Genomic DNA, 3,588 nt, shown 5'->3' with positions numbered 1-3,588 from the left:
CCCCTCCCCCACCTGCTGGCCGTCCGGGGACGGCGGCCGGAGCGGCCCCGGGCCTCCCCCACACGGAGCCGGGCCCGTCCCTTCGACACCGACGCTACGCCCGCGAAGCACCGCCACCGGGCGGCCTTGACGCCTTCCTGTCACCCACCGTCCGGCTCTTGACGGTTCGTTGACGGAGGGCGCGCCGGCCGCCGGTCACGGCACGTACCGGTACCCGATCCCCGGCTCGGTGATCAGGTGCCGCGGCCGGGCCGGGTCGCGCTCCAGCTTGCGGCGCAGCCCGGCGAAGTAGACCCGCAGGTAGTTGCCGCGCCCCTCCTGGGCCGGGCCCCACACCTCGCGCAGGATCTGCCTCCCGGGCACCAGCCGGCCGGGGTTGGCGAGCAGCAGGGCGAGGATGCGCCACTCGGTCGGGGTGAGCCGGACCGGGCCGTTCGGGCCGTTCACCGCGGTGGCCGCGAGGTCCACGGTGTGGTCGCCGATCACCGGCCGGCCCAGCGGCACGCCGCCCGGCGGCCGGCGCAGCACGGCGCGCAGCCGGGCCAGCAGTTCGTCCATCAGGAACGGCTTGGTGAGGTAGTCGTCGGCGCCCGCGTCCAGGGCGCCCACCTTGTCGGCGGCGTCGGTCCGGCCGGAGAGCACGATGACCGGCACCGCGCTGCGGGTGCGCAGGCCGCGCAGCACGTCCATCCCGTCGAGGTCGGGCAGGCCGAGGTCGAGCAGGACGGCGTCCGGGGCCGAGTGCGCCGCGCGGTCGAGCGCCTCCCCGCCGCTGGCGGCGGTGCGGACGGCGTAGTGCCGGGCGCTGAGGTTGATCCGCAGGGTGCGCAGGAGGGCCGGCTCGTCGTCGACGACCAGGATCTCGCTCATGCGTCCGCCCCTGCCCCCGCCGGCGGCCGGGGGGACCCCCACCGCTCGACGGTCGCTCCGCGGGACGCGCACCTTTCGGTGGTCCGATCGCTCCGTTCACTCATGCGGTGATTCCTCCCCGATTGCTGCGGGCTCGGTGGTGGCGGCGTTCAGGGTGAGCAGCATGGTGGTGCCGCCGCCGGGGGTGTCCTCGACCTCCAGGCTGCCGCCCATCGCCTCGGCGAGGCCGCGGGAGAGCGCGAGGCCGAGGCCGACGCCGGTGGTGTTGTCGGTGTCGCCGAGGCGCTGGAAGGGCAGGAAGACCCGGTCGCGGTCCTCGGGGGCGATGCCGGGCCCGCGGTCGATCACCCGGATCTCGACCTGGTCGGCGTGGTGGCTGGCGGTGACCAGGACGGGCGCGCCGGGGGCGTTGTGCCGCAGCGCGTTGGTGATCACGTTGGCGAGCACCCGCTCCAGCAGCGGCGGGTCGGCGAGCACCGGCGGGGTCGTGTCGAGGTCGAGCGGCTGGACCGGCGCGTACGGGTCGGGGAGGCTGTCGAGTGCCCGGGGCAGGACCTCGTCCAGGTGGGTCCCGGTGAGGTGCAGGGTGAGCGCGCCGGCCTGGAGGCGGCTCATGTCGAGCAGGTTGTCGACCAGCCGGGTGAGCTTGACCAGCGACTCGTCGGCGGTGGCGAGGAGTTCGGCCTGGTCCTCGGGCGAGAACTCGACGTCGGGGCTGCGCAGCGAGCCGACCGAGGCGCGGGCGGCGGCCAACGGGGTGCGCAGGTCGTGGCTGACGGCGGCGAGCAGGGCGGTGCGCATCCGGTCGGCGGCCTTGATCGGCTCGACCTCGGCGGCGACCACGGCCAGCCGGTCGCGCTCCAGCGCGGCGGCGACGTGGGCGGCGAAGGCGGTCAGCACCCGCTGGTCGGCGGCAGGCAGCCGGCGGCCGGTGAGCACCAGGACGGCGTCCGCGCCGACCGGGACCTCGGTGGTCCCGGCCGGCCCCTCGCCGTCGCCCTGGTGGTCGTCCTCGCAGAGCGCGAGCACCTCGCCGTCGGCCCGGGAGAGCAGGGCGACGGCCCGCATGCCGAAGGCCGTCCGGGACTTCTCCAGCAGGGCGGGCAGCGCGTCGGCGCCGCGCAGCACGCTGCCGGCCAGGGTGGAGAGGGTCTCGGCCTCGGCGGTGGCGCGGGCGGCCCGGCTGGTGAGCCGGCCGGCGTGGTCGACCACGGTGGAGACGGTGAGCGCGATGGCGGCGAAGACCACCAGGGCGACGATGTTGTTGGTCTCGCCGATGGTCAGGCTGTGGATCGGCGGGATGAAGTAGTAGTTGAGCAGCACCGAGGCGACGACCGAGGCCAGCAGGGCCGACACGGCGCCGCCGAGCAGGGCGACGACGACCACGCCGAGCTGGAACATCAGCGCGTCGGTGGTCAGGTTGATGCTGTGGTCCGCCTGCGAGAGCAGGGCGGTGAGCAGCCAGGGCAGCACCAGGCCGGCCAGGTAGCCGACGATGGTGCGGCGCCGGGAGTGGCGGCGGCCGAGCGAGGGCAGCCGGCCGCGGCCGGTGAACTCGTGGGTGACCATGTGGACGTCGATGTCCTCGGAGGCGTCCACGGTGGTCTGCCCGGTGCCGGGGCCGGTGAGGAACCGGTTGATCCGGCCGCGGCGGCTGGTGCCGAGCACCAGCTGGGTGGCGTCGTGGGCGCGGGCGAAGGCGAGCAGCGCGGTGGGGACGTCGTCGCCGACGACCACGTGGTAGCTGCCGCCGAGGGCCTCCACCAGCTGCCGCTGCTGGGCGAGCGCGCCGGAGGAGGCGCCGGCCAGGCCGTCGCTGCGGGAGACGTGGACGGCCAGCAGGTCGCCGCCGGCCGTGCGGTCGGCGATCCGGGCGGCGCGGCGGACCAGGGTCTCGCCCTCGGGGCCGCCGGTGAGGGCGACCACGACCCGCTCGCGGGTCTCCCAGACCCGGTCGATGTTGTGGCTGGCCCGGTAGTCGCGCAGGCCCTCGTCCACCCGCCCGGCCACCCAGAGCAGGGCGAGTTCGCGCAGGGCGGTGAGGTTGCCGACCCGGAAGTAGTTGGAGAGCGCGGCGTCCACCTTCTCCGCCCTGTAGACGTTGCCGTGGGCCATCCGGCGGCGCAGTGCCTGCGGGGCCATGTCGACGAGTTCGATCTGGTCGGCCCGGCGGACCACCTCGTCCGGGACGGTCTCGCGCTGCGGGATGCCGGTGATCTTCCGGACGACGTCGTTCAGCGATTCCAGGTGCTGGATGTTGACGGTGGTGATGACGTCGATCCCGGCGGCGAGCAGTTCCTCGACGTCCTGCCAGCGCTTGGCGTGCCGGCCGCCGGGGATGTTGGTGTGCGCCAGCTCGTCCACCAGCACGACGGCCGGGCGGCGGGCGAGCGCGCCGTCGAGGTCCATCTCCTCGAACTCGGCGTCCCGGTAGGAGCGGTGGACCCGCGGCAGGACCTCCAGGCCCTCCAGCATGGCCTCGGTGTGGCGTCTGCCGTGACATTCGATGTACCCGACCACGACATCGACCCCGCGCTCCTGTCTGCGCCGGGCCTCGTCCAGCATCCGGTAGGTCTTGCCGACCCCCGGCGCGGAGCCGAGGTACACCCTCAGCCGGCCTCCGCGGTTGCCGGTGCCGGGGGTGAGGTCGCGGGCCATGGGCACTGCTCTTTCCATCGAGAAGCCGTCAGCTTGGATGGTGCGTGTGTGGGTGTGGCG

At 74.7% G+C, this 3,588-nt stretch carries 2 protein-coding genes; both read right to left on the bottom strand.

Annotated elements, in window-relative coordinates; all coding sequences use genetic code 11:
• Positions 1-195: 195 nt before the first annotated feature.
• Positions 196-870, bottom strand: coding sequence for a response regulator (locus ACFU7Y_RS41790; RefSeq protein WP_224280386.1), 675 nt, complete (start codon positions 868-870; stop codon positions 196-198).
• Positions 871-966: 96 nt separating this feature from the next.
• The gene (locus ACFU7Y_RS41785; RefSeq protein WP_224280384.1) at positions 967-3,528 is read right to left on the bottom strand and encodes a sensor histidine kinase KdpD; all 2,562 of its coding nucleotides are present in this window, start codon (positions 3,526-3,528) and stop codon (positions 967-969) included.
• Positions 3,529-3,588 lie beyond the last annotated feature (60 nt).

Source organism: Kitasatospora sp. NPDC057542 (genome assembly GCF_042801945.1).
GTDB lineage: Bacteria > Actinomycetota > Actinomycetes > Streptomycetales > Streptomycetaceae > Kitasatospora.
The sequence above is the reverse complement of the archived record's forward strand: the minus strand, read 5'-3'. Positions and strand labels throughout refer to the sequence as shown.